Source organism: Streptomyces sp. NPDC093109 (genome assembly GCF_040701725.1).
In the GTDB taxonomy this organism is placed as follows: domain Bacteria; phylum Actinomycetota; class Actinomycetes; order Streptomycetales; family Streptomycetaceae; genus Streptomyces.
On the sequence record NZ_JBFBEZ010000038.1, the window covers coordinates 17528 to 42854 of the forward strand.

The 25327-nt window shown below is 70.2% G+C and carries 23 protein-coding genes; 5 read left to right on the top strand and 18 right to left on the bottom strand.

Annotation, left to right across the window (positions count from 1 at the left end):
* Positions 1 to 76: 76 nt before the first annotated feature.
* Entirely contained in the window at positions 77 to 1537 is a 1461-nt protein-coding gene (locus tag AB0389_RS29125; protein ID WP_366398487.1) for a catalase, read from the top strand.
* An 85-nt stretch (positions 1538 to 1622) separates the two neighbouring features.
* Here AB0389_RS29125 and AB0389_RS29130 read toward each other — a convergent pair whose 3' ends face one another.
* On the bottom strand, positions 1623 to 3884 hold the full coding sequence (locus tag AB0389_RS29130) for a transglycosylase domain-containing protein (RefSeq protein WP_366398488.1): 2262 nt from the start codon (positions 3882 to 3884) through the stop codon (positions 1623 to 1625).
* 244 nt (positions 3885 to 4128) lie between these two features.
* Positions 4129 to 5097, bottom strand: coding sequence for a LysR substrate-binding domain-containing protein (locus tag AB0389_RS29135; RefSeq protein ID WP_366398489.1), 969 nt, complete (start codon positions 5095 to 5097; stop codon positions 4129 to 4131).
* 132 nt (positions 5098 to 5229) lie between these two features.
* On the opposite strand from AB0389_RS29135, the gene AB0389_RS29140 reads away from it, so the two are divergent.
* Positions 5230 to 5784, top strand: coding sequence for a peroxiredoxin (locus tag AB0389_RS29140; protein WP_366398490.1), 555 nt, complete (start codon positions 5230 to 5232; stop codon positions 5782 to 5784).
* 6 nt (positions 5785 to 5790) lie between these two features.
* Complete coding sequence (locus AB0389_RS29145; RefSeq protein WP_366398491.1) at positions 5791 to 6336, top strand: alkyl hydroperoxide reductase; 546 nt, start codon at positions 5791 to 5793, stop codon at positions 6334 to 6336.
* A 91-nt stretch (positions 6337 to 6427) separates the two neighbouring features.
* Here AB0389_RS29145 and AB0389_RS29150 read toward each other — a convergent pair whose 3' ends face one another.
* From AB0389_RS29150 to AB0389_RS29170, 5 genes are all read right to left on the bottom strand, one after another.
* Positions 6428 to 7225 carry a hypothetical protein gene (locus tag AB0389_RS29150; protein ID WP_366398492.1) on the bottom strand — a complete coding sequence of 266 codons (798 nt, stop codon included), beginning with the start codon at positions 7223 to 7225 and terminating at the stop codon, positions 6428 to 6430.
* The gene (locus AB0389_RS29155) at positions 7222 to 8670 is read right to left on the bottom strand and encodes an AI-2E family transporter (protein ID WP_366398493.1); all 1449 of its coding nucleotides are present in this window, start codon (positions 8668 to 8670) and stop codon (positions 7222 to 7224) included. The genes AB0389_RS29150 and AB0389_RS29155 overlap by 4 nt, the downstream gene beginning before the upstream one ends.
* Positions 8671 to 8864: 194 nt before the next feature.
* Entirely contained in the window at positions 8865 to 9593 is a 729-nt protein-coding gene (locus AB0389_RS29160; protein WP_366398494.1) for a transglycosylase SLT domain-containing protein, read from the bottom strand.
* Between the two features lie 387 nt (positions 9594 to 9980).
* Positions 9981 to 11315: a PhoH family protein gene (locus tag AB0389_RS29165; protein WP_366398495.1), complete on the bottom strand. Its 1335-nt coding sequence runs from the start codon at positions 11313 to 11315 to the stop codon at positions 9981 to 9983.
* A 335-nt stretch (positions 11316 to 11650) separates the two neighbouring features.
* Positions 11651 to 12412 carry an isoprenyl transferase gene (locus AB0389_RS29170; protein WP_366398496.1) on the bottom strand — a complete coding sequence of 254 codons (762 nt, stop codon included), beginning with the start codon at positions 12410 to 12412 and terminating at the stop codon, positions 11651 to 11653.
* Between the two features lie 163 nt (positions 12413 to 12575).
* Here AB0389_RS29170 and mgrA point away from each other — a divergent pair, with 163 nt between their 5' ends.
* Positions 12576 to 13613: an L-glyceraldehyde 3-phosphate reductase gene (mgrA, locus tag AB0389_RS29175; RefSeq protein ID WP_366398497.1), complete on the top strand. Its 1038-nt coding sequence runs from the start codon at positions 12576 to 12578 to the stop codon at positions 13611 to 13613.
* 342 nt (positions 13614 to 13955) lie between these two features.
* Here the strand turns inward: mgrA and AB0389_RS29180 are convergent, their stop codons facing one another.
* Together AB0389_RS29180 and AB0389_RS29185 are read right to left on the bottom strand one after the other, a co-directional pair.
* The gene (locus tag AB0389_RS29180; protein WP_366398498.1) at positions 13956 to 14885 is read right to left on the bottom strand and encodes a methyltransferase domain-containing protein; all 930 of its coding nucleotides are present in this window, start codon (positions 14883 to 14885) and stop codon (positions 13956 to 13958) included.
* A 79-nt stretch (positions 14886 to 14964) separates the two neighbouring features.
* Positions 14965 to 15855 carry a prepilin peptidase gene (locus AB0389_RS29185; protein ID WP_366398499.1) on the bottom strand — a complete coding sequence of 297 codons (891 nt, stop codon included), beginning with the start codon at positions 15853 to 15855 and terminating at the stop codon, positions 14965 to 14967.
* 126 nt (positions 15856 to 15981) lie between these two features.
* Between AB0389_RS29185 and AB0389_RS29190 the strand changes: the two genes are divergently transcribed.
* Positions 15982 to 16398 (top strand): DUF192 domain-containing protein, encoded by a 417-nt coding sequence (locus tag AB0389_RS29190; RefSeq protein WP_366398500.1) that lies wholly within the window; start codon positions 15982 to 15984, stop codon positions 16396 to 16398.
* Here the strand turns inward: AB0389_RS29190 and AB0389_RS29195 are convergent.
* From AB0389_RS29195 to AB0389_RS29235, 9 genes are all read right to left on the bottom strand, one after another.
* Positions 16391 to 17215 carry a hypothetical protein gene (locus AB0389_RS29195; protein WP_366398501.1) on the bottom strand — a complete coding sequence of 275 codons (825 nt, stop codon included), beginning with the start codon at positions 17213 to 17215 and terminating at the stop codon, positions 16391 to 16393. The two genes, AB0389_RS29190 and AB0389_RS29195, sit on opposite strands and share 8 nt — an antisense overlap.
* Before the next feature lie 33 nt (positions 17216 to 17248).
* On the bottom strand, positions 17249 to 18127 hold the full coding sequence (locus AB0389_RS29200; protein ID WP_366398502.1) for a hypothetical protein: 879 nt from the start codon (positions 18125 to 18127) through the stop codon (positions 17249 to 17251).
* Positions 18124 to 19845, bottom strand: coding sequence for a Hint domain-containing protein (locus tag AB0389_RS29205; protein ID WP_366398503.1), 1722 nt, complete (start codon positions 19843 to 19845; stop codon positions 18124 to 18126). Before AB0389_RS29205 ends, AB0389_RS29200 begins: the two co-directional genes overlap by 4 nt.
* 272 nt (positions 19846 to 20117) lie before the next feature.
* Entirely contained in the window at positions 20118 to 20768 is a 651-nt protein-coding gene (locus tag AB0389_RS29210) for an OmpA family protein (protein WP_366398504.1), read from the bottom strand.
* Entirely contained in the window at positions 20768 to 21382 is a 615-nt protein-coding gene (locus tag AB0389_RS29215; protein ID WP_366398505.1) for a hypothetical protein, read from the bottom strand. The genes AB0389_RS29210 and AB0389_RS29215 overlap by 1 nt, the downstream gene beginning before the upstream one ends.
* Positions 21383 to 21416: 34 nt before the next feature.
* Entirely contained in the window at positions 21417 to 22079 is a 663-nt protein-coding gene (locus AB0389_RS29220; protein WP_366398506.1) for a pilus assembly protein TadG-related protein, read from the bottom strand.
* The gene (locus AB0389_RS29225; protein ID WP_366398507.1) at positions 22076 to 22321 is read right to left on the bottom strand and encodes a hypothetical protein; all 246 of its coding nucleotides are present in this window, start codon (positions 22319 to 22321) and stop codon (positions 22076 to 22078) included. The genes AB0389_RS29220 and AB0389_RS29225 overlap by 4 nt, the downstream gene beginning before the upstream one ends.
* A gap of 206 nt (positions 22322 to 22527) precedes the next feature.
* Positions 22528 to 23493 (bottom strand): response regulator transcription factor, encoded by a 966-nt coding sequence (locus tag AB0389_RS29230; RefSeq protein WP_366398508.1) that lies wholly within the window; start codon positions 23491 to 23493, stop codon positions 22528 to 22530.
* A 260-nt stretch (positions 23494 to 23753) separates the two neighbouring features.
* Positions 23754 to 25082 carry a histidine kinase gene (locus AB0389_RS29235; protein WP_366398509.1) on the bottom strand — a complete coding sequence of 443 codons (1329 nt, stop codon included), beginning with the start codon at positions 25080 to 25082 and terminating at the stop codon, positions 23754 to 23756.
* Positions 25083 to 25327: the final 245 nt, after the last annotated feature.

Below are 25327 nucleotides of genomic sequence, written 5' to 3' on the forward strand. Positions count from 1 at the left end.
GCAGGCGGCCGTACCGACCGCTGTCCCCGCCCGGGCCGGTTCCGTGCCCGGGCGCCCTGACGACGGGAGGACATTCGTGGCCGCGGCATCCCCCACTCCGTACACGACGAACAACGTCGGCATCCCGGTGGAGAGCGACGAGCACTCGCTCACCATCAGTTCCGACGGTCCCATCCTGCTCCAGGACCACTACCTCATCGAGAAGATGGCCCAGTTCAACCGGGAGCGGGTCCCCGAGCGGGTCGTCCACGCGAAGGGCTCCGGGGCGTACGGCGTCTTCGAAGTGACCAACGACGTCAGCCAGTTCACCAAGGCGGACCTCTTCCAGCCGGGCAAACGCACCGACATGCTGGCCCGCTTCTCCACGGTCGCCGGTGAACTCGGCTCGCCCGACACCTGGCGGGACCCCCGCGGCTTCGCGCTGAAGTTCTACACCGAGCACGGCAACTACGACATGGTCGGCAACAACACGCCGGTCTTCTTCGTCCGTGACCCGATCAAGTTCCAGGACTTCATCCGCTCGCAGAAGCGCCACCCGGCGACCGGGCTGCGCGACAACGACATGCAGTGGGACTTCTGGACGCTGTCGCCCGAGTCCGCGCACCAGGTGACCTGGCTGATGGGCGACCGGGGCATCCCGAAGTCGTTCCGGCACATGAACGGCTACAGCTCGCACACCTATATGTGGGTGAACGGGGCGGGCGAGCGCTTCTGGGTGAAGTACCACTTCAAGACCGATCAGGGCATCGAGTGTCTCGCGCAGGCGGACGCCGACGAGATGGCCGGCTCCGACGGCGACCACCACCGGCGTGATCTGTACGAGTCGATCGCGTCCGGGAACGCGCCGAGCTGGAGTCTGAAGGTGCAGGTGATGCCGTTCGAGGCGGCGGCCGGCTACCGCTTCAACCCGTTCGATCTGACGAAGGTGTGGCCGCACGCCGACTATCCGCTGATCGATGTCGGCCGGATGACGCTCGACAAGAACCCGGAGGACTACTTCGTCCACATCGAGCAGGCCGCCTTCGAGCCGTCCAATCTGGTGCCGGGCATCGGCCCGTCGCCGGACAAGATGCTGCTCGGACGGCTCTTCTCGTACCCGGACACGCACCGCTACCGGATCGGGCCGAACTACACCCAGCTGCCGCCCAACCGGGCGCGGACGCAGGTGAATTCGTACGCCAAGGACGGGCCGATGCGCTACGAGCCGGCGAACACCGCGCGGCCGTACGCGCCGAACTCGTACGGCGGCCCGGCGGCGGACACCGAGCGCTTCGGCGACCCTGCGGGCTGGGCCTCTGCGGGCGAGATGGTGCGCGAGGCGGCCAAGCTGCACTCCGAGGACGACGACTGGGGCCAGGCGGGCACGCAGGTCCGGCAGGTGCTGGACGACGCGCAGCGCGACCGGCTGGTGTCGAACGTCAGCGGGCATCTGAAGCAGGGCGTGTCGCGGCCGGTGCTGGACCGGGCGCTCCAGTACTGGCGGAACATCGACAAGAAGATCGGTGACCGGATCGCCGCGAAGGTCAACGGCGGCTGACGGCAGCCGACGGCGGTACGTGAACGGGCCGGGCCCGCGGAGGGTATCCGCGGGCCCGGCCCGTTCTCCCGTACCGCCAACGCCGTTACGGCAGGAACGGCCCGCGGTCCGACTCGGGGTCGTCCTCGCCGGTGGTCGGTGTCGGCGACTCCGCGCCCGGATCGCTGCCACCGCCGCCGCTCGTCGTCTCCTCCGGGCCAGGCTCGGTGGCCGGCGTGGACGGCGGGGTCGTCGTGGTGGTGGGCGGGGCGCTCCGCGTCGGGGTGGGGGTGGGCGACTCCGTCGCGGACTCGGTCGGCGTCGGGCTGCTCGACGGCGACGGGGTCGGGGACTCGGTGGTGGGCGTCGCCGACGGCTCGACGGGCTCGGTCTTGGCGATGTCCAGGTCGAACTCGGCGTCCGAGCCGCCGTTCAGCGCGCCCAGGGTGTAGTCGGCCCAGATCCTGGCGGGGAAGCCACCGCCGTTGGCGCGGCCCGAGTTGGCCGTACCGGTCAGCGTGACCTGCCCGCCGCCCTCCTTGGTGGACTCGCCGTACAGCGCGACGACGGTGGTGAGCTGGGGCGTGTAGGCCGCGAACCAGGCGGAGAAGTTCTTCTCCGAGGTGCCGGTCTTGCCCGCGGCCTGGTAGGCGTCGGTGTACGCGGCCCGGCCCGAGCCGTTCTTGACCACGTCCTGGAGCACATGGGTCACGGTGTCGGCGGTCTGCCGGCTGATCGCCTGCTTGCCGATCGCGTCGGGCGGGGAGACCGGCTTGCGGTCCCGGTGCTCGGCGGACTTCACGATGGTCGGGGTGACCTTCTTGCCGTGGTTGTCGAGGGTCGCGTACACCCCGGCCATGTCCCAGGTGGAGGCGTTCATCGTGCCGAGGGTGATCGCGGGCCGCTCGGGGAAGTTCTTGTCCTCCATGCCCAGCGCGAGCGCCGTGCGCTTCACCTTGGCGGGGGTCACGTCCACGACCATCTGCGCGAAGACGGAGTTGATGGAGAGGTCCATCGCCTTCTGGACGCTGACCGGGCCGTAGTCGCGGTCGTCCTCGTTCTGCGGATTGAAGGGGGTGTCGCTGCCGACGACGGGCCGCTTGCTGGTGCCGTCGTACTTCGTGGCGGTGCCGATCTTCTCGCCGTCCTGCGTCTCGGAGCCGTTCTCCAGCGCGGAGGCGAGCACGAGCGGCTTGAACGTCGAGGCGGGCTGGTAGTCGGAGCGGGTCGCGTTGGATATCCAGTGCTCCGTGGCGCCGACGCCGCCGTACAGCGCGACCACATGGCCGGTCTTCGGGTCGACGGAGGTGGCGCCGGCCTGGACCGTCGCGTCGGTCTTGTTCTTCTTCCGGTCGAGCTTGCTCTCCAGCTGCGCGTCGACCGACTTGACGAGCTGCTTCTGCTTCTTCCGGTCGATGTTGAGGGTGATCGTCCAGCCGCCCTGGGCGATATCGGCCTTGTCGACGCCCTGCGCGGCGAGTTCGTCGTTGGCGGCCTCGACCAGATAGCCGGTCTGGCCCTCCATCCCGGGCGCGGCCTTGGGCTCGTGCGGTACGGGGAACTTCAGGCCGGCCCGCTCGGACGCGTCCAGCCACTTCTTCTCGACCATGTTGTCGAGGACGTAGTTCCAGCGCGCCTTGACGAGCCGCTTGCTGGTGGCCGAGGCGGACGCCCAGTCGTACTGGCTGGGGGCCTGGAGCAGCGCGGCGAGATAGGCGCCCTGCTCCACGTTGAGCTTGACGGCGTCGACGCCGTAGTACGCCTGCGCGGCGGCCTGGATGCCGTACGCCTGGCGGCCGTAGTAGCTGGTGTTGATGTATCCGACGAGGATCTCGTTCTTGGTCATCTTCTGATCGACCTTGAGAGAGATCACCAGCTCTTTGAGCTTGCGGGAGACCGTCTGGTCCTGGGTCAGGAAGTAGTTCTTGACGTACTGCTGGGTGATGGTCGAACCACCCTGCTTGCCCTTGCCCGAGAGGGTGTTGAGCAGCCCGCGCGCCGTGCCCTTGAAGTCGACGCCGTTGTCGTTGTAGAACGTCTTGTTCTCGGCGGCGACGAAGGTGTGCTGGACTTCGACGGGTATCTTGTCCAGCCCGACGATCTCACGGTTGACCTTGCCCGTGCGGGTGAGGATCGTGCCGTCGCTGTACTTGTAGACGTTGCTCTGCATCTCGGCCTGCGCGTTGGCGTCGGGCACCGGGACCATCAGATACACCGCGAAGAGCCCGCCCATGGTGAGCAGGCACAGGGCGAAGAACGTCCCGAGCATCTTCTTCCAGGTGAAGAGCCGTCGTATCCAGCTCTTCCGCTCCTTCGCCGCGCGGGGCGCCGCGTGCTGTCCCGCCCGTCTGGCTTCCGCTCGGCCCATCGCCGTGTCGCTCCGCTCTCGCTCTTGTCGTCAGGTCTCGTCAGATGTCGTCCGCAGCTCACCCACCGGAATCAGCTCAGAAAGCTAACACCACCCGCTGTGACAAAGGGCGACTGATCCGTTCTTTTGGGACGTGACAATCAGCACCCACCGCACTGGAACCGACTCATGAGAACGCCGGAGGGTTGCCCCGCGCGGACGGGGAGTAACGGAAGGGGGGCTTCCCCGCATCCGCGCGCGGTCCTCATGGCGGCACCGGCGCCGGGATCCCGGCCGCCACCCGTACCGGCAGCGTCCGCAGCGCCTCCCGCAGCGCCTCGGCGAACGCCTCGAACTCCGCGGCCCGCGCCGCGCCCGTCCGCATGGCCAGCGCGATCCGGCGCGCGGGCGCGGGGGCCGTGAAGTACCCGGTCGCGAGCCGGTCGTTGCGGCCGGTCTCGACCCGTACGGCCGTACGCGGCAGCAGCGTGACGCCGAGGCCTCCCGCGACCAGCTGGACGAGGGTGGAGAGGCCGGCCGCGGTGGTCGTCACGGGCACGCCGTCGGCGCGGCCCGCCTCCCGGCAGATGTCCAGCGCCTGGTCGCGCAGGCAGTGCCCCTCGTCGAGGAGCAGCAGCGGCAGCTCGCGCAGCACCTCGCGCGGCAGGTCCCGGCGCCCGCCCGCCTCGTGCCCGGCCGGGGTGACGAGGACGAAGTCCTCCTCGAACAGCGGCAGTTCGGTGACGGCCGGCTGCCCGAGGGGTACGGCGAGCAGCAGCAGGTCCAGCCGGCCGGCCGCGAGCCCGTCCAGCAGGGACGCGGTCTGCTCCTCGTGGACCTGGAGGTCGAGCACCGGATAGCGCTCCCGGACCAGCCGCAGGACGGACGGCAGCAGATACGGCGCCACGGTGGGGATCACGCCGAGCCTGAGTATCCCGGTGAAGGGCGCCCGTACCGCCTCGGCCTCGTCCACCAGCGCGCCGACCTCGTACAGCACGGCCTTCGCCCTGACCGCGATCCGTTCACCGGCCGGGGACAGCAGCACCCTGCGCGTCGTACGCTCCACGAGCCGTACCCCGAGCACCTCTTCCAGCGCCGACACGGCCCCGGAGAGCGCGGGCTGGCTCATGCCGATCGCGGCGGCGGCGTCCCGGAAGTGCAGATGCTCGGCCACGGCGGCGAAGGCGCGCAGCTGCGCGAGGGTGGGCTGCTTGGCCCTCTGTCCGACAGTCACTGATAGGTACCTCCGATCACGGCCACCGAGTCTAGCTATTTCTATGATCAATGTTCCCTGTGCCACCATCAGTAACTGTCCAGCCTCCCGGAAGCCCCCAAAGGGGACTTCCCTCCCCCGCAAGGAGCGCGCGTGCTCACCGTTGGTGACAAGTTCCCGTCGTTCGACCTGACCGCCTGTGTGTCGCTGGAGAGCGGCAAGGAGTTCGCGCAGATCGACCACAAGACCTACGAGGGCAAGTGGAAGGTCGTCTTCGCGTGGCCCAAGGACTTCACCTTCGTGTGCCCGACGGAGATCGCGGCCTTCGGCCGGCTCAACGACGACTTCGCCGACCGTGACGCCCAGATCCTCGGCTTCTCCGGCGACTCGGAGTTCGTGCACCACGCCTGGCGCAAGGACCACCCTGACCTGACCGACCTGCCGTTCCCGATGCTGGCGGACTCGAAGCACGAGCTGATGCGGGACCTCGGCATCGAGGGCGCGGACGGCTTCGCGCAGCGCGCGGTCTTCATCGTCGACCCGAACAACGAGATCCAGTTCACGATGGTGACCGCCGGTTCCGTGGGCCGTAACCCCAAGGAGGTCCTGCGGGTGCTGGACGCGCTCCAGACGGACGAGCTGTGCCCGTGCAACTGGAACAAGGGCGAGACGACGCTCGACCCCGTCAAGCTCCTGTCGGGCGAGTGATCGCGGATGTCACTCGATGAGCTGAAGTCCGCGCTGCCGGACTACGCCAAGGATCTGAAGCTGAACCTCGGTTCGGTCATCGGCAACAGCGAGCTGCCCCAGCAGCAGCTCTGGGGCACGGTGCTGGCCTGCGCGATCGCCTCGCGCTCGGCGCGCGTGCTGCGCGAGCTGGAGCCGGAGGCCCGGGAGAAGCTGACCCCCGAGGCGTACACGGCCGCCAAGTCGGCCGCCGCGATCATGGCGATGAACAACGTCTTCTACCGGACCAGGCACCTGCTGTCGGACCCGGAGTACGGGACGCTCCGCGCCGGTCTGCGGATGAACGTGATCGGCAAGCCGGGCGTGGAGAAGGTCGACTTCGAGCTGTGGTCGCTCGCCGTCTCCGCCGTCAACGGCTGCGGCCAGTGCCTCGACTCGCACGAGCAGGTGCTGCGCGGGGCGGGTGTGGACCGCGAGACGATCCAGGAAGCGTTCAAGATCGCCGCGGTGGTCACGGCGGTCGGTAGGACGCTGGACGCGGAAGCGGTGCTGGCGGAGGCCGTCACGGCCTGACGTCCGGTACGGAACGAGAGAGGCCCCATGGGCCCGGCGGGATACGAGCCGGGTGCGCGGGGCCTCTCCGTGTGCGGCGCCGGGCGGCCGGTCACTTCTTGAGCGCGGCCATCAGGTCCGTCATGTCGGAGATCAGTTCGGCTTCGATATCGGACAGGTTGAACACACCGGACAGGTCGGCGTCGACCCCTGTGCCCGTCACCGGACTGACGACCGCTACCGTCCCCAGGCTGACGTCGATCGCGAACTCGGCCCGGCCGTCCAGCACTCTGAGCCGCGCGTTGACGCCCGGCGTGGTGTTGACCAGATAGGCACGGTCGCCCAGACCGGTAACCCCGGCGACGGTGGGTTCCCCGTCCCCGGAGGGCGTCAGCTCGGTCAGGGTCGCTTCGAACTCCGGCGCCGGATCCGTCTTCTTGTGGCGGATGTAGTCGATCCGGACGTTGGCGTACGTGGCGGGCCCCGAGCCCTCCTTCGTCTCGCTCGGCCCGCCCGGCATCAGCGTGACCTGGCAGACCGCCCGGTCGACGGCCGGTGTCTCGTCCGACCCCGCCTTGTTCTCCGTCCGCTTGCCGATGCGGTCGGCCAGGGCGGGCAGCTCGGCGGCGAGGCAGAGGTTGCGGCTGACGCCGTACCCCCGCAGATCCGGGCCGGCCCGGTCGTACGCGTACAGCCCGCCGGCCCAGACGGCGGAGGCGACGACCGCGCCGCCGAGCGCCCAGAGCCAGGGGCGGTGGCGGGCCGGGGCGCCGGGCGGGCCCTCGGCGTCGAGCGTCTCGTACGTACCGGAGCCGGCGTCCGGGCCGGGGGCGGTCCCGGCACCGTCGCCGCGCGGACGGGGGACCGGCGCCGCCGGCTCCTCGCCCTCCAGCTCCGGTTCGGATATCACGCCGGCTCCTCCCCCGGCTCGGCGACGGCCGGAGCGGGCGCCACGGGCGCGGAGGCGGAAGTGGTGGTGGCCTGTGCCGTCGCGGGCGCCGGCGTCGGGGCCACGGCGTGTGCCGTCGCGCCGTGCGGCGGGGGCGAGTTCCGCAGCTCCTGCTCCCGGCTGTACGCGCGCAGATAGCCGACGACGGTATTGGTCACCGCCACCAGCGGCACCGCGACCACCGCGCCCGCGATGCCCGCGACCAGACCACCGGCGGCGACGGCCAGCACCACGGCCAGCGGATGCACCCGGACGGCCCGGCCGAGGATGAACGGCTGTAGCACATGGCCCTCGATCTGCTGCACGCCGAGGACGACGGCCAGCACCATCAGCGCCGTGAACACGTCCTGCGTGACCAGCGCCACGACGACCGCCAGGGCGCCCGTGACGACCGCGCCGACCAGCGGGATGAACGCGCCGAGGAAGATGAAGACGGCCAGCGGCACGGCCAGCGGCACGCTGAGGAAGTACAGCCCGAGGCCGATGAAGACGGCGTCGATCAGGGCCACCAGAACGGTGCCGCGCACATACGCGGTCAGGGTGGACCAGGCGCGCGGCCCGGCACCGGCGACACCCTCGCGGGCCTGGGCGGGCACGAGCTTGAGGGCCCAGTTCCAGACCTTGCGGCCGTCGTACAGCAGGAAGAGCGTCGAGAACATCGCCAGGAACATCCCGGTCATCAGCTCGACCACCACGGTCAGCCCCTGGAGCCCGGCGGACGTGATCTTCGCGGTGTTCGAACCGACGGCGTCGCTCAGCGACTTGGCGACATCGTTGATCTGGTCCTCGGTGACATGCATCGGGCTGTCGAGCAGCCAGCGCTTCAGCTCGTTGATGCCGTCCGTGACCCGGTTGGAGACATCGTCGAGGTTCTCCATGACCTGCCACACCACGAACCAGCCGACCAGCCCCATCAGGACGAATCCGGCGACCGCCGTCAACGCGGTGGCGAGCCCGCGCGGCATCCCGATCCGCTTCAGCCAGGCGACCGTCGGCTGGAGGAACGCGGTGATCAGCAGCGCGACGACAAAGGCCACGACGACCAGCTGTACGGCGCTGATGACACGCATCAGCACCCAGAGCATCCCGGCCAGCACCAGCAGCCGCCAGGCGGCCTCGCTCGCGACCCGCATCCCCCAGGGGATGGCGGTGGCGGGCTCCGGCCTGGCCGGCACGGCGGGTACGTGGCCGAGGGAGGCGGAGGCATCGCCCCGGGCACCGCCACCGGACGATCCGTCACCGGATCCCTCGCCGGACCCTGACCCGGACGCGGCCCCGGACGCGGATCCCGCGCCGAGCACACCGTCGTTGTCGGCCTCGGCCTCGGCGCGCCGCTGCTCCAGGCGCTCTCCCACCCGGTTCAGCTCCGCGCCGACCTGACCCAGCCATGCTGGCACTCTTGACATGAGTTTTCCTCTTCCCCCAGGCTGTCTCCCCACTCACGCTCCCGCTCCCCCTGAGTGGTCCGATTCGAACGGTACACGGGCGCGGCGAGGCCCCGGCAGAGCGGACGCGAACGGCCGCGGGCCGTGTCCTCCGGGTGGAGAGGACACGGCCCGCGGCCGAAGCGAGTGTGAGCGGTACGCCTACCGGGCCACTCCTAGTAGGAGTGGTGGGTCTGCCAGTACGACCAGGCGCCGCAAGGGCTCCCGTAACGCTCGTTCATGTAGCCGAGACCCCACTTGATCTGGGTCGCCGGGTTGGTCCGCCAGTCGGCGCCGACCGAGGCCATCTTGCTGCCCGGATACGACTGGACCAGACCGTACGCACCCGAAGAGGGGTTCTCCGCGAGGTAGTTCCAGGTGGACTCGCGCTCCACGATGTTGCTGAAGCACTGGAACTGGTCGCCCGGCACGATCTGCCGGGCGATGGCCTGGACCTCGGCCACCGTGTAGGAGGACTTCTGGAGGAAGGAGCCCGAGCCGACGGTGGAGGTGGAGCGCACTTCGCTGCGGCTCGCGCGCTCCTCCTCTTCCTTCTTCTTCTTGGCCTCGTCGGCCGCGCGCTGGACCTCGTCATCGGCGGCCTGCTTCTTCGCCGTGGCGTCCTTGGCCGCCTGGAGGCGCGCCGATTCCTCGGCGGACTTCCGTGCGGAGGAGTCCGCGGCGGCGGCCTGCGCGTCCGCCTGCTGCGTCAGCGACGCGGTCTGCACCTGGGCCTGCTGGCCCGCGGGGATGTCTGCGAGAAGCGTCATGTCGGCTGCGGTCGCCTCGAAATCGTTCGAGGTCGTCTGGGGGTCGCCCGAGGCAACACCCACGACAGCGCCGACGGTGGTGACCGCAGTGGCAGATGCCACAGCAAATCCCCGGACCGCCGAGATCCGGCTCACACGGTGTCCTTCCAGCGTCGCCCGCCCACGTGACCTCGCGAGCGCGATCGTGCCCCTGGCACTGGCCTCCGCACTACTCGGTCACGGGGAGACACGGGCCCGATGGACAATTCCCTTGCGGGAAGAGCCGCGTGGTGCACGGGCGGCATGCGGCGGCAGTTGTTGAGTTGTGTGGTGCAGCATCCTTGGGGATGCACGTGTGCCGCATGCGGGGCCTGACGGAAGCAAGACTCTGCCGGAACCGGCACCGCGAGGCAATTCTTGGTTACGTGGGAAAGCTCACACCCCGTTTGCCTCAGCGGTTACTTGGAAATGCCCGCGCAGCACGGCGCCGCCCGGCTAAGCTGTCGCGCTTCGCCGGGCGGCGCCAACTGTGGTGATAAGCGATCAGATCTGGCCGTCCTCCAGCATTTCGGTCACGAGCGCGGCGATCTGCGAGCGCTCGGAGCGGGTGAGCGTGACATGCGCGAAGAGCGGATGCCCCTTCAGCTTCTCGACGACGGCCACGATTCCGTCGAACCGGCCCACCCGCAGGTTGTCGCGCTGCGCCACGTCGTGGGTCAGCACCACCCGGGAGTTCGCCCCGATCCGGGACAGCACGGTCAGCAGGACGTTCCGCTCCAGCGACTGGGCCTCGTCGACGATGACGAACGCGTCGTGCAGCGAACGGCCCCGGATGTGCGTGAGCGGCAGCACTTCGAGCATGCCGCGCCCCAGCACCTCCTCGATCACCTCACGGCCCGCGACCGCCGAGAGCGTGTCGAAGACCGCCTGCGCCCAGGGGCTCATCTTCTCGGCCTCGGTGCCGGGCAGATAGCCCAGCTCCTGCCCGCCGACGGCGTACAGCGGCCGGAAGACCATCACCTTCTGATGCTGCCGGCGCTCCAGGACCGCCTCAAGACCCGCGCAGAGGGCCAGCGCCGACTTGCCGGTGCCGGCCCGGCCGCCCATCGACACGATGCCGATGTCCGGGTCGAGGAGGAGATCGAGGGCGATGCGCTGCTCGGCGCTGCGGCCGTGGATGCCGAACGCCTCCCGGTCGCCGCGTACGAGCCGTACGTTGCCCTCGGGCGTGACCCGGCCGAGCGCCTTGCCGCGCTCGGACTGGAGCACCAGGCCGGTGTGCACGGGCAGTTCGCTCGCCTCGGGCACATAGAGGGTCTCCTCGGTGAAGAGGAGGTCCACCTGGTCCGCGGCGAGCGTCAGTTCGCTCATGCCCGTCCAGCCGGAGGAGCTGGCCGGGTCGGTGATGGCCAGTTCGGCGCGGTACTCCTCGGCGAGGAGTCCGACCGACGACGCCTTGATGCGCAGCGGCAGGTCCTTGGAGACGACCGTGACGTCGTACCCCTCGGCCTGGAGATTGCGCGCGACGGCGAGGATCCGTGAGTCGTTGTCCCCCAATCGGAAGCCGGCGGGCAGGATGCCGGGATCAGAGTGGTTGAGCTCGACGCGCAGCGAGCCCCCCAGATCACCCAGGGGGATGGGTGCGTCGAGACGGCCGAACCGGATACGGAAGTCGTCGAGCAGGCGCAGGGCCTGCCGGGCGAAGTAGCCGAGCTCCGGATGGTGCCTCTTGGCCTCCAGCTCCGTGATCACCACGATGGGGAGCACGACTTCGTGCTCCTCGAAGCGGGACATGGCGTTGGGATCGGCCAGCAGGACGCTGGTGTCGAGAACGTAGGTGCGCCTGTCGGGCATGCGGCGCTTTGTGCTGGTCACCACGGAAGGACGTACCCCCTCGGATGAGGTCGGGGTGCGACGGCGTCGCGGGCGGACGACCGGGCTCCGGCCCCATGCGCGGGCCGACGCTCCGGCCCTCCACGTCGCCCGTACGACTCGGCGCACGGTCGTCCTGGTGCAAAGGGCCTCCCGGGCGGACGGCTCCATGCCGTCCGCTGAGATGCGGTGTCCTCTGACCTGATCTTTTCGGACACCGACCTGGAAGAGGTATTCCCTCGAACACGCGCCGCCATGCCACGGCATACGGCGGACGGTGGATGAACCCGTGGTGAATCGGCTGCGACCCCTTGGGGCACCCCGCCGGAGGGAGGACCGGGTCAGGTTCCGTAGCGGCGGTGGCGGGCCGCGTAGTCGCGCAGCGCGCGCAGGAAGTCGACCTTGCGGAAGGCCGGCCAGAAGACCTCGCAGAAGTAGTACTCCGAATGGGCGCTCTGCCAGAGCATGAACCCGGAGAGCCGCTGCTCGCCGCTGGTCCGGATGACCAGATCCGGATCCGGCTGCCCCCGGGTGTAGAGGTGCGAGGAGATCAGATCGACGTCGACGATCGAGGCGAGGTCCTCGAAGGAGGTCCCCTTGCTCGCGTGGTCCATCAGCAGGGAGCTGACCGCGTCCGCGATCTCCTGCCTGCCGCCGTATCCCACGGCGACATTGACGAGTATCCCCTTATTACCGGCGGTGGCCTGTTCGGCCTCCTTCAGGACGGTCTGGGTATGGGCGGGCAGCAGGTCCATCGTGCCGACGTGGTGCACGCGCCAGCGGCCGTCGGCCGCGAGGTCGGTGACCGCGTTCTCGATGATGCCGACGAGCGGCATCAGCTGCTCCTCGGGACGGCTCAGATTGTCCGTGGAGAGCATCCAGAGCGTGACGACCTCGACATTGGTCTCGGAGCACCAGCCGAGCAGCTCCTGGATCTTGCTGGCGCCGGCCTTGTGTCCCTGCTCCGCCGTGCCGCCCGACGCCCGCGCCCAACGACGGTTGCCGTCGAGGATGACGCCGATGTGCTTGGGCGCCTGCGCGAGATCCAGGCGCCGTTCCACCCGGCGTGCGTAGAGCCCATACACCAGGTCGCGCAAGTTCACTGAGTCCACCTCTCGATTACAGGGGGACCGGCCGCGTCCACCGACGGGATCCTGGGGCCGGCCCGGGGACCCCGAAGCCGACACATTACTGCGCGCCCACCAGGGTCACCCAACCCGGTCTGTCACAACTGCGCGATAACGAGTCCGTGATAGGGAGGGAAGCATGAACAATTCACCCTCCTACCGCGCGGCCGATGACCGGTACGCATCCATGGAGTACCGGCGCAGTGGCCGCAGCGGCCTGAAACTGCCCGCGATCTCCCTCGGCCTCTGGCACAACTTCGGCGATGACCGAACCCTTGATTCCCAGCGTGCGATCCTGCGTCGCGCCTTCGATCTGGGGGTGACGCACTTCGATCTGGCGAACAACTACGGGCCACCGGCGGGCTCCGCAGAGTTGAATTTCGGCAAGATCTTCGCTCAGGACTTTTCGGCCTACCGGGATGAACTCATCATTTCGACCAAGGCCGGTTATTTCATGCATTCCGGCCCTTATGGTGAATGGGGCTCCCGGAAGTATCTGCTGTCCTCGCTGGACGCGTCTCTGAAGCGGATGGGCCTCGACCACGTCGACATCTTTTATTCCCACCGTTTCGATCCTCACACCCCGCTGGAGGAGACGATGGGCGCGCTGGCCTCCGCGGTGCGGCGCGGCAAGGCGCTCTACGCCGGGGTGTCCTCGTACAGCGCGGCGCAGACCGCCGAGGCGGCGCGGCTGCTGCGGGAGATGGGCGTCCCGGCCCTGATCCACCAGCCGTCGTACTCGATGATCAACCGCTGGACGGAGGACGACGGGCTGCTGGACACGCTGGAGACGGCCGGCATGGGCTGCATCTCCTTCGTACCGCTCGCCCAGGGGCTGCTGACGGACAAGTACCTGACGGGCATTCCGGCCGGGTCCAGGGCCACGCAGGGCAAGTCCCTCGACCCGGATCTCCTGTCGGACGAGGTGCTGCGGCGGCTGCGCGGGCTGGACGCGATCGCGTCGCGGCGGGGGCAGTCGCTGGCGCAGCTGGCGCTGACGTGGGTGCTGCGCGATCCGCGGATGACGTCGGCGCTGATCGGGGCGTCGAGTGTGCGGCAGCTGGAGGAGAACGTGGCGGCGGTGGGGGCGCCCGGGCTCACGGCGGCGGAGCTGGCGGAGATCGACACGTTCGCGGTGGACACGAAGGGGACGAACATCTGGGCCGACCGGAAGTAAGGATTCCGGCGGGGATGCCGAGGGGATGTCGGCGGGATGTCGGCGAGCACACCGACGGGCATACCGCCGGGATGTCGGCGGGCACACCGACGGGCAGAGAAAACGGGCCGGTCCGTGGGGGGGGATACGGACCGGCCCGAGGGGGGGTTCCCACCATAACCCTTCGTGAGCGTTGATGGGGGATTCAACGCGCCCCGACGGTGTTCGGGCGCGTCCCGGGCGGCCCGCTCCCTCACATAAGCGCAGGAAAAGGGGTTTCCGACGCTCTGGACCCCGGTGTGGCGAGTATGCGCCACACCGTCCCGTAACGCTCAGGAGTGGTACGGAACGAGCGGTACGGGCTCAGACCGGCCGGCGGCCGGTCTTGACCGCCTCGATCAGGAAGCGTGTCGTCGTCGCCACGAAGGGTCCCTCGGCCTCGATCCGGCGGTGCAGCTCCGCGAGCCGGTCGCGGTACCGCTCGACGGTGAAGCCGGGCACCATCCACACCACCTTGCGCAGGAAGTAGACGACGGCCCCGATGTCGTGGAACTCGGTGCGCAGGGCCGCCGTGCGCAGGTCGACGACGTCGAGTCCGGCCGCCCGGGCGGCGTGCGCGGCCCGCTCGGGGTCGCGTACGGCCCGTTCCTCCGGGGTCCGCGGCCCGAGGAAGAACTCGACGAGTTCGAAGACGCTGGCCGGGCCGACCTCCTGGGAGAAGTAGGTCCCGCCCGGCCGCAGGACGCGGGCAATCTCCGTCCACCACGCCGTGACCGGGTGACGGCTCACCACCAGGTCGAAGGCGCCGTCCGCGAACGGCAGCGACGGCACATCGGCGGCGGCCACGACCGTGGCACCCAGGGGCCGGAGCAGCGCGGCGGCCCGGACGGTGTTCGGCGGCCACCCCTCGGTGGCTACGGCCGTCACGGGCCGGGTCGGCGCGGTGGCGGGCGGTACGAGGGCGCGCGGTTCGAGGGTGGGCGGCTCAAGGGCGAGCGGTTCGAGGGCGAGCGGTTCGAGGGCGAGCGGTTCGAGGGCGAGCGGTTCGAGGGCGAGCGGTTCGAGGGCGAGCGGTTCGAGGGCGCGGGCGAAGATCTCCCCGCCGCCGGTCTGGAGATCCAGCACGGCGGAGGCGCGGGCCACCCGCTCCCCCATCGCCCGCGCGTATCCCCAAGGGGGCCGGGCCTCGGTGGCGCGGCCGTCCAGCCAGGAGAAGTCCCAGCCGTCGACGGGGACGGCGGCGGCCTCGGCGACCAGTTCGTCGAAGGTACGGGTCGGGGTGGACGATGTCATGGCGGCGATGGTGGCAGAGCTGTTGCCGGGGCCGCGAACGCTTTTCCCCTCAGGCCGCGTCAGGCGGCGTCACGCCACGTCAGGCGGCGGCCAGAGCGCCCAGGAGGATGCCGAGCAGCGCGCCGACGATCATGAAGGGGCCGAACGGAATGGCCGACTTGCGGCCGGCCCGGCGCAGCAGCATCAGCCCGACCCCGTACACCGCCCCCAGCAGGAACCCCAGGAACGCCCCGACGAACAGCACCAGCCAGCCGTACCAGCCGAGCGCGACGCCGAGCGAGAGCGCGAGCTTCACATCCCCGAAGCCCAGGCCGTTCGGATTGATCAGGAACAGCACGGCGTAGCAGCCGCCGAGCGCGAGCCCGCCGAGCAGCGCCGTCGGATACGAACCCGCGCTGCCGGGCAGCAGCGCGGCGGCGCCCAGCAGCACCGCGGCCCCCGCGGCGAGCGGCAGGGTCACCTGGTCGGGGAGCCGGTGGACCCGGCGGTCCACGAGGGCGAGCAGCACGGCGAACGGGGTGAGTAGCAGCCAGACGGCCAGTTCCGGACGGGCGCCGGTGCCGGCGGCGAGCGCGGCGCAGACGAGGGCGGTGAGCAGGGGGACGGCGACGAGCCCGCCGTAGCGCGCGCCGGTGGTGTCCGGTGTGCGGGTGTCCGGTGTGCGGGTGGTGTCCGGTGTGCGGGTGGTGTCCGGTGTGCGGGTGTCCGGTGTGCGGGTGTCCGGTGTGCGGGTGGTGTCCGGTGTCCGGTGTGCCGGTGTGCCGGTGTCCGGTACCGGTGTGGTGGCGCAGGGCGGGCAGACGGGGCGGCCCAGCCAGCCCCGGACCGGGCCGGTGAGCGCGTGGCCGGCGGGACAGGTGTCGCGCCAGGGAACGTCCGAGTCGACCGAGAGCCGGTAGGCGGCGCGCGGCAGCGGGATTCCGGCGGCCACGCCCCACAGGGCGGCGGCGGCGATCAGCGTGGCGTACACAGCACCGACCCTAGAGCGGGCCGCTGGGCCCGGTCGTGGGTCCAGGGGCCCAACTCGGGGCGCCCCAGGACCCAGAAGCGCCCCGGACGCTACGGCGGCCGACGGGGCAGGCGTTACGGTCTGGCCATGGGTACTTGGCGCAACGGCACTGGACAGCTGACGGTCGAGGGGCAGGACTCCCCGGTCGCCCTGGAGATCGCCGCTTCGTACGGGACACGGCGGCGCGGACTGCTCGGCCGCGACGGGATCGAGGGCGCGCTGCTGATCACGCCGTGCAACAGCGTGCACACCTTCCGGATGCGCTTCCCGATCGATGTGGCCTATCTGGACGAGGAGTTGAACGTCGTCGATGTCCACACCCTCAAACCGGGCCGGCTCCCGCTGCCCCGGCTGAAGGCCCGCCATGTGCTGGAGGCCGAGGCCGGGGCGATGGCGCGCTGGGGGCTGCGGCCCGGGGGGCGGGTGACGGTGAGCGTGGACGGCGCCGGTGACGGTGACATCGACGGCGACGCCGGTGACGCCGGGCGGGACGGCGCTACGTGAGCTTGGCGGCCTGGGCCGCGGGCAGGGCCCCGGGCAGTTCCGGGGTCGCGGCGCCTTCGAGGTTCGCGGTGTAGAAGGTGGCGACCGTACCGCCCACCCGTATCACTTGGAACACCAGCGGTACGGGCGTGCCCTCGAAGTCGCCGGTGAGCTGGTAGGCGAGGGTGTCGTCCCCCACGTCGGGCACCCGGAGCCGCTTCACCGCCGTATAGGAAGACGGGCCTTCGCCGCCGCCCTTGGCGGTGAAGCCGCCGGCGCAGCTCTCGACGGCGGCGCGCAGCTCGCGGACGAGGACGGTGGCGTCCCTGGTGCCGTGGGCGGTGAGGAACTCGGAGACGGCCGGGGAACCGTTCTCGGAACCGGCCAACTGCCGGTAGGCGACGGCCTTCGCGCGCGGTTCCGGCCTGCCGTTGAGCACGGCGGTGAGGGGCGCGCAGGCGGCGGTGTCCGCGCTCTCGCCACCGGGCGGCGGCGCGTCCATCGGAGCGACCCGGAAGCCCGTCACATCACCGTCGGCGAGCACCGCCGCGTCCAACTCGCTCTGGTCCAGCACTCTGCCGTCGCTCGCGCCGACGCCGGCGAGGCCGGTCGGGTTCGCGGAGGGGGTCGCTGGGGTGGTCGGGGTGCGCGACTGATCCTGTGTGGCGGGCGCGGCATCCCCGTCCGTATCCGCTCCGGTTCGCGTTCCTCCGCAGGCTCCCGCGAGCCCCAGCGCGAGCACGACCGCCACGGCGCGCACGGCGGCCCGGCGTACCCGTACCCGTGTACGTGTACGTGTCCGGTCCCTGTCCCCGTCTCTGTCCCTGTCCTTGTCCATGCGCGGTCTCCCCACTCCCTGTTCGTCTCTCGGTCAGCCGTCGGACGGCCACGGCGGCTTCGCGGGCGCCCGGCGCCACCACGGGCTCGCCCCGGCTTGTACCCCCGCGGCGCGCAGCGCGGCTCCGCCGTCGTCCACCGTGTGCGTCAGGAACAGCTCGTCCAGTTCGGCGACGGCGTTCAGCAGCGCCGCGCGCTCGGCCGGGGCGCGGCGGGCCGCCTGCTCGTCGAAGAGGTCGCGGGCGGCCAGCCCCTCCGCGTACAGCTCGGGCAGATACCGTCCCCCGGGCGGCCAGCCCGCCGCCATCCGCCGGCCCAGCCGCTCCCAGATGTACAGCGATACGACGGCAGGGCCTTCCGAGCCGACGGCCGCGGCGACAGCCGCCGCCACGGGGGTCGGGACGGGCTCCGACCGCAGGATCTCGGCGAGCGGGCCGACCTGGGCGCGGGGGAAGGCCGCCACCGGCGTCTCGACGGCGTCCACGGTGTACGACGGCGGATCGTCGTCCGAGGCGACCAGCCGGGCCCGGACCGCGGTGGCCGCGCCCGAGCCTGGCGACGCGGGGTCGGGGGCGGTCAGCCAGTACGTCTCCGGGTCGGTCCGGTCGTCCGGGTAGAGCACCGCGACCCCGGCCCGGCGGGCGAACTCCACCGCCAGCGCGGGCTCGTCGGCGGGAACGCCCGGCGCCTGGGTGGCCGGCTGGAGCTGCACCTCCAGGCTCTGTACGACATCGCCGCGCACCGAGTGGTACGTGCACAGGACGGGCGCCTCCCAGTCGCGGTCGGTCTGGTCGCTGTCGGCGTGGCGGACATCGACCCGGCCGGGGTCGAGCCGTACCGCCCCCGCGAGGGCGGCGGTCTGCTCGGCCGGGGACAGCGCCCGGCCGAGCAGGAAATTACAGATGACGATCACGCGTACGTTCCCTCATAGATGCTGCGGGCCTTCTCGACCGCCTGGGGATTGTTCTTGAACTTCGGGTTCATCTCCAGCTGCTTGAGCGATTTGGCGTCCCCCTTGACGATCAGCTGGAGCGCCGAGTATTCGACCCGGTCCAGTTTGACGAGTCCGGGGCCTTCTTTCGGGAAAACCGTGCCGTTCGACTTCACTTCGTAGCCGCGTCCGTTGATGCGATACGTGTTCCCGTCGGGGTCGAGCTTCGCCTTCCCCTCGGCGATTCCCTTGATGTCGTCGTCGATCTTCTTCTGCATTCCGTCGAGGATGACGGTGTTCGACTCCTTGACCTCGCTGCCGACCGATCCCTTGATGGTGTGCCGGTGGTGTGGCCGCCTCAGCGTCTTACCGGCGGCGGGACCCGGCACATTGTCGGCGACGGGCCACTCGCAGCTGTTGTTGTGGACAAGGGCGGCGCTATTACCCACACCTACGTAGTAGGTGTGCAGTCCGGCGACGCTCAGATCGTGTGTCGTCTGCCGCAGGACGAAGTGGCGCACGGTGAGGACCTTCAGCGCGGCACCGCGGTCGGTGCGGAGCAGGTCGCCCGGCGTGAGGTCGCCTGCGTCGCGCCAGCGGTGGAGGCCGGCGAGGTAGAACGGGTGGGTGTCGGTGGCGGTGACGAAGGCGGTGCCCGAGTCCGTACGTACCGTGAGCCGGGTGAACTCCTTGTCGGCGTGGGTGGTGAACGTCCGGGTCACCCGCCGGACCAGGGTCCGGCCGGTGAGCGGATCGGCGGCCAGGACGGCGTCCCCGGCCCGTACCTTCTCGATCGGCGTGCGACCGCCGTCGGCGAGGAGTACCGGAGTGCCGGGCGGGAAGCTGTGGCTCACCGGGCAGGTGGCGGGCGGGTCCTTCGGCTTGCCGTCTGCATTGCCATCCGCATCGCCGTCCTGTTTGCCATCCTTTTTGCCGTCCTGTTTCCCGTTCTCTCCCCCGGGCTTCTTCTGCTTCTCGGCGTCGAGGGCCTTGCGGGCGTCGGCGACCTTGTCCTCGGCCTTGCCGACGCGCTTACGGTTCTTGATCAGGCCCTTGATGCTGTCGTACAGCTGATCGCCGTGCTTCTTCAGCGTCCGTACGAGCTCGACGGCCTTCTTCCACTTCCAGGGCGCGCCGTACTTGGCGGCGAGCTTGCCGACGGCGCCGCCGACGAGGTTGAGCAGAATGTTGACCAGCGTCTCGGTGCAGGCGCCCATGTCGCCCTTGGTCACGCAGTCCAGCGCGTCGGTGATCCCCAGCTCGTCGGCGAGGATCTTCGCCAGCTCCTTGGCGGCTTCCTTGGCCTTGTCGGAGTCGGACTTCTCGTCGGCCTGGGCGTCCTGAAGCTCCTTCAGCGCGGCTTCGTAGTCCAGCTGGGCCTGGCTGGTCCCCGGGACGTCGCCGCTCCGGTCCACGGCCTCGTCCCTGTCGGCGGTTACAGGATCGGGGACGGGGACGGGCGCCGCCTCCTCCTCACCGGCGCCTTGCACGCCACCGTCCCCTACGCCACCGCAGTTGTCGCCGCCGGTGATCCGGCACAACTGCGTACGCATCCCGTCGGCGATGACCGGCCCGACCCCGGTCAGCACCAGCGCGGCGACAATCCCGGCGACGACGGCCACCAGGCCGACGTACTCGATGGCCCCTTGCCCACGCTGCGCCTTGCGCAGCCCCAGCAGGCGGACATCCGTGCGCGGCATGGACGCGCGTACTCGACGACAAATCTGACGCACTACCCCCAGTGGCGACATATGAGGGAGATTAGGCGCCCGAACGGGCCCAGTCCTGGGCCCTGGGGCCCAACTCCGGGCTCAAAAAGAAGAGGTAAGGGGCAGGGCGAATGGTCAGGGGAACGGGCAAGGGAACGGGCAAGGGAACGGTCCGGGGGAACGGGCAGAGAAAAGGGCCCGGCCCTCGGCGTCATCGCTCTCCGCCGTGGACCGGGCCTTCCGCGAACCGTCGCCGGCTCCCTCTAACCACCGCGCGGGAAGGAAACCTCCACGCGGCGGTTCTTCTTGCGGCCTTCCTCCGTGCCGTTGTCCGCGATCGGATAGTCCTCGCTGTAGCCGCGGATCTCGTAGGTAATGGAGGGATCGTTGAGCTGCTGGTTGAGAACCTTCTGCACCGCGTCGGCGCGCTGCTTGGAGAGCACCTTGCCGTGCGCGTACGTGCCCAGGTTGTCCGTGAAGCCGAAGACACGGACCTTCGACGTGCCCTGCTTCTTGATCTCGTTGGCGATGGCGGCGATACGGCCGTTGGCCTGGCTGCTGAGTGTCGCGCTGTCCTTGCCGAAGAGGACTTCGGCCTGGAGCGCGAACTTCACGTTCTCGTTGGTGTCCTCACGGCGCTCGTCGCCGCCCTCGGACTCGACGACGGAGATGATGTCCAGCACCTTCGCCGGCGCGAGCGTGGCGCCCGAACGGAGCTTGAGACCGGGCGCGTTGCCGTCCACCTCGGGCGGCGGGGACGTCGACTCGGTGCCGGGCGGTGTGCTCGGACTCTCGTCGGCGCGGGCGCCGGACGCGAGCGTCAGCTGAACGCCGGCGAGGAGCACGGCGGCGGCAAGAGCGGTGGTGGCGGGACGCCTGGCCGCCCGGAGCCCGGGGGGCGTCGTGGCAGGCATCAGGAGATCTCAATCGTGGCGGTGGGCATCAGGGGAAGCTGGAAGTCGACCTTGGTTGTGGACTCGGGCGGGGCAGGGAACTGGGCGAAGAAGTCCACGCTCTCGTTGGCCTTGAGGAGAGCGATCCCCGTTGTGGTCAACGGGTAGCCATCCGTATCACGCAAGACGTAGTAACGCTTCTTCTCCGCCTTGTCCACCAGGGTGATGCCGGCCAGTGACCGTCCGGTTCGAAGCACCTGAGACTCTTGGCCGTTCCATACGATAGGGAAGGCGAGTTGCTTGTTCGTGGTGTTCTTGATGCTTCCCATCACTGTGAGGAATCCGCCGTCATCACGGTCCGCGCTATTGATAACGAACTGGAATCCGTTGGTTCCATTAATCGTCACCAGCGTTTTACTGGTGTCGGGCACCGTCGTGCCGCCGTCACCACCGCCGTCCTTGGGCTTCGCGTCGCCAGGAGCGGAGGACGACGCGCTGGCGCTCGCGCTTTGGTCCTTGTCCTTGCCGCTGTCCCCGCCGTCGCCTCCGCAGGCGGTGAGGGAGACGCTCAGCGCGACCGTGGCGAGGGCGGCTCCCGCCGCCCTGCGCGCCTTCGCTCCGTGCCACACACTCATGAGTCCTGTTCCTTTGCGTTCGCTCGCGGTCCGGTCAGTCCTTGGCCAGTCGGACAGTGAAGAGGTCGGCCATGTCCGGAAGCAGATCCAGATGCTTCGGATCGATCTCCCAGGGGTCCCTGCCGCCGCATTGGAGCTCCCCCGGTGACGACGGTTCGACGTCCTCCGGGTCGCCCCCGTCCGCCGGGTCGCCCCCGTCGCCTGGCTGTTCCTCTTCCACTTCAGCGGCCTTGAAAGTGCACCGGGGCTGGACGATCGCCGTGGCGTGCGCCTTGGCGTGCTTGGTCTCCGTGCCCGGCAGAATGCTGGCGCCCACCGGCTTCTGGGTGATGACGTCGACCCTGAAGCCCCAGTAGTAGGCACCGGAGCGGCCGCAGCCGTCCAGATCGGCCTTGTTCTCGTCCGCGAAACGGGCCGCGGCCCCACAGCCGTAGGGGGTGCCGATCGGGTTGCCGTTGAAGACGCCGTCGAGATATCCGGGAGTCAGGAGATTCGCCAGCAGATCGGCGCGGAACACATCGCGGGATTCCTGAGCGGCGGCCAGAGCCGCGGCGTCCGCCGCGGACTGCGCACCGTTACGCGTCGCCCCTGCCTGACCGACCGCGAAGAACGCGAGCGCGAGAAAGAGCAGGCCCGCCACCATCGTGATGTAGATGGGAGCGGCCTGCCCTGACTCGCTGGTCCTACGAGTGATCACGCGCCGCCGCCACCGCCGACGATCTCGCCGACCTTGGCGGTAAGAGCGTCCGCGATGGTCGCCGCCACACCCGAGCCCACGATCGCCGCGATGATCAGCGCCACCAGCACGATCACACCCACGTACTCGACAGCGCCCTGGCCCTTGTCGCGGCGGGTCTTCATCGCCGTGACCGCCGTGTTGGCCCAGGTGCCGACGTAGACCTTGGTGGCGGTCGCGGCCTTCAGCGTGATGTTCGACATGGTGTTCTCCTCCGGTGTCGGCCGGCCGCAGTCCGGCCGACTCGTACGAGTCTTTGGTGTCGTTCGCGATTCCGGCTTCCTCCTGGCCGGTCTCGCTGGCGACATGAGAAACGTACGCCGGGGAGGTGGCCATCGCCATGGGCCTGCGGGCCCAACTGCGGGCCCAACGCGGGGATTGGGCCCGTCGGACGGGGGCGGAGAGGCGCTTACGCATGGCGGGGCGCACCCCCTCGCGCGGTGCCGTTCCACAGGGCGATGGCCTCGCCGCGGCTGGCGGCGTTCAGCTTGGCGAAGATGCGATTGATGTGGTTCTTGACGGTCTTCTGGCTGATGAAGCAGGCGGCGGCGATCTGCTGATTGGTCATGCCCGACGCGATCAGATCCATGATCTCCACCTCCCGCTGGCTCAACTCGGAGTAGAGGTTCCCGCGTGGCGCGGGATGCCCGGTGGGTACGGCCTGCTGCCGTCCCTGGAACGAATGTGCCACATCCGCTTGCGAAAGCGAAGCATCTTGAGTGAATTGTTGCCTGCTCAACCCTTGCTCAACTTGCCTCACCTGCGAGTTTGTTGGCGGCATCGGCGGAAAGTACGGCGGATGCCCCGGCGAGGCACCGTGTGCGGTTGCAGACGACTGCTCGGGAACGGCGGGTATGTAGCCGGGGCCCGTGAACGCCGTCCCCAGCCCCTCCGGCAGCGGCTCCGCCCCTCCCACGCCGTCATACCCGCCGGGCCCTCCCGGGACACCGCTCCGCACCGTCGCCAGCAGGGCGCTGGAGGCGGAGTAGCTGAAGTGGGCCCGGCCCTGCTGGATGTCCCGTACGGCGTGGACCAGTTGGTCGGCGGTGAACTCGCCGTGGACGAGATAGCCGCCGGCGCCCAGCCGCAGCGCCTCGTGGACGATCCGGCTCTCCCGGCTGTACGTCATCATCAGCACCGGCGCGAGGCGCACCAGGTGCGGCAGGGCGGAGATGCCGTCGACGCCCGGCATCCGCACATCCAGCAGGATGACATCGGGCCGGGCGTGCAGGGCCTGCTCGTACGCCTGACGGCCGTCCGACGCCTCCGCGACGACCTCGATGTCGTCACGGCCGGAGAGCAGGACGGTGAGACCGGCGCGTACGACCGGGTTGTCGTCGGCGACCACCACGCGCAGCGCCGGAGCGGCGGGCATCGTCGGTGGGAAGGCGGGGAGTCCTGCGGGAGCTTCGGGTGCCACAGATGTCGCCGAAAGTGCTGGCGGTGCTGGCGGTTCTGGTGGTGCGGGCGGTCCTGGCGATACAGACGGAGCGGTCGGTACGGGCGGTACGGGCGGTACCGGTGTGGGGGACGGGCTCGCGATGTCGTCCGGCATGGCTGCGGCCTCCTCTCAGAGTGTGGGGAACAGGGTCGTGGTGGGGAACAGGGTCGTGGTGCGGTGCGGTGTGATGCGGGTCAGTTCCTCAGGGGTGCTACGGGCCTGCCCGTGGCCGCGGCCAGGACCACGGCCGGGAGGTCCAGCCGTACCTCCGTGCCCCGGGCCGCCCTGCCGCGTCCGATCCGGATCCGGGCCCCGATGGAGGCGGCCCGCTCGACCATCCCGACCAGGCCGAAGTGGCCGGCCCGGCGGAGGTCGTCGAGGGTGGTGCCTGGCGGGAGGCCGGGACCGTCGTCGTAGACGCTGATGCGCAGCACATCGCCGACGATCCCTGCCGCGACGTTCACGTACGTGGGGTGGGCGTGGCGCTGCGCGTTCTCCATCGCCTCCGTGGCGATGGTCAGCGCGTGCCGCGCGACGGCGTGCGGCAGGGGAGGTACGGAGGCGTCGCCGAGCTGCCTGAAGGTCGCCTCGACCCCGTGGCGGCGCGCGAAGTCGTTCGTACGGGAGGCGAGTTCGGCCAGTACGTCGACGCCGCCGTCGAGCCCGGACTCGCGCCGCAGGTCCGAGAGCAGCTCGCGTGACTCGGCCGCCGCCCGGCGCGCCGAACGCGCCACCAGCTCCGCCTGGCGCTTGACGGTCCCGGGGTCGAGCCGGTCGGCCGAGCCGGCCAGGCCGTCGGCCGCCATCGCGAGGCCGTGCAGGGTCTTGGCCACCGAGTCGTGCATCTCGCGGGCGAGCCGGGCGCGTTCCTCCTCGACGGCGCCGGCCACGGCGAGCCGGGCGCGCGCCTCGGTCAGGGCCTGGCTGGCGGCGCCGAAGCCGAGCATGAGGTTGCGCAGGGTGCTGCCGATCGCGCCCGCGATGACGCAGAGCCCCGGCAGGAGCAGCGCGGTGAAGCCGGCTTTCGCGTCGGGGGGGTTGACGGCATAGGCGGCGGCGACGATCAGGGACTGGAGCACGGCGAAGACGGCGGCGCCGCGCCAGCCGTACACCAGCCCGGCGAGCAGCGGCGTGCAGATCGTGACGTACGCGAGCGGCGAGTCCGGGGACGCCGTCACCAGGAGCAGCGCGCCGAAGGACATGTCGGCGCCGAGCAGCGCGGGATGGCGCAGCAGGATCGGCCCGAACCGCTCCCAGTCGCGCAGCAGTACGTACGACACCATGAACGTGACGAGTACGGCCGCGCCGACGAGCCAGGTCACCAGCGGGGACGACGTGCGCGCGAGGGCGAAGGGCGCGGCGAGCGCGATCATCGCCAGGCGGAAGCCGAAGGTCTGCCGGCAGAGCGCCTGGAGGGCGTTGACCTGGATGGGCAGCGAGGGCAGCCGGCTCGGGGCGATTACGGCCGAGCGCGGTACTTCGCTGGTGTTCCCGCCCGTGAGGGTGAGGGTCTTCTGAGCCATGGGGGTCACCTCCCGTTCGAGCGGGCGCGTGTGGGGCTGGGGGTGCGTCTGGGGGTACGTCTGGGGGTACGTCTGGGGGTGGGGCGGTGAGTGGGTCTGTGGGTGGTTCTGTGGGTGGTTCTGTGCGTGGGGGGTCGTCTGCTGCGGGCCCCGTCGTCGCGGCGCGGTCAGCCTGACGGTGCGGGTCGTCCGTGTCGTCACGCCCGACCCAGCCGCCTCGGCCACCTCGGCCACCTCGGTAGTCT